The organism is Streptomyces megasporus, from assembly GCF_000718985.1.
GTDB lineage: Bacteria > Actinomycetota > Actinomycetes > Streptomycetales > Streptomycetaceae > Streptomyces > Streptomyces megasporus.
The window spans coordinates 1-483 of sequence record NZ_JODL01000093.1; the positions used below are offsets into that span (position 1 = coordinate 1).

A 483-nucleotide genomic window follows, 5' to 3' on the forward strand; every position below is an offset into this window, starting at 1 on the left:
CCGCGCGGGCGGCATCGGTGAGCTCCACCCACGGCAGTACCCGGTCGCGGTCACCGGGCATGGGCAACTGCCGCCTGCGCAGCAGCGGCAGCAGGGCGTCGGTGCCGCCGGGGCCGTAGAAGAGGCCGAAACGGAGCGCGATGCCCTCCAGCGCCTCCGACTCGAAGGTGAGCCGCTCCTTGGTCCGCATGCCGGCGATGTGCCGCTCCAGCTGCGGAGTCCTGCCGAGCGGGCCGAAGGGGTCGTCCTCGGTGAGCGGGTGGTCGCCGTGATCCCCGTAGCCGTAGCCGAAGACCATCGACTCCGCGACGAAGCGGCGGGCACCGATGACGCGGGCGGCCTCGACGAGGTGGGCCGTGCCCTGGGTGCGCAGCGCGTCGGTGGCGTCCATGTCGCGGTCGCGCATGGGGGGCTTGCGCAGGGCGGTCGCGGCGTGGATCACGGTGTCGAAGTGGTGTCCGTCGACGGCGCGCAGCAGCGCGT

The 483-nt window shown here is 73.5% G+C and carries 1 protein-coding gene; it reads right to left on the reverse strand.

What is annotated here, in order from left to right:
- The coding region (locus IF47_RS0126815; RefSeq protein ID WP_031511630.1) for an NAD-dependent epimerase/dehydratase family protein at positions 1–483 on the reverse strand (483 nt) is incomplete at both ends.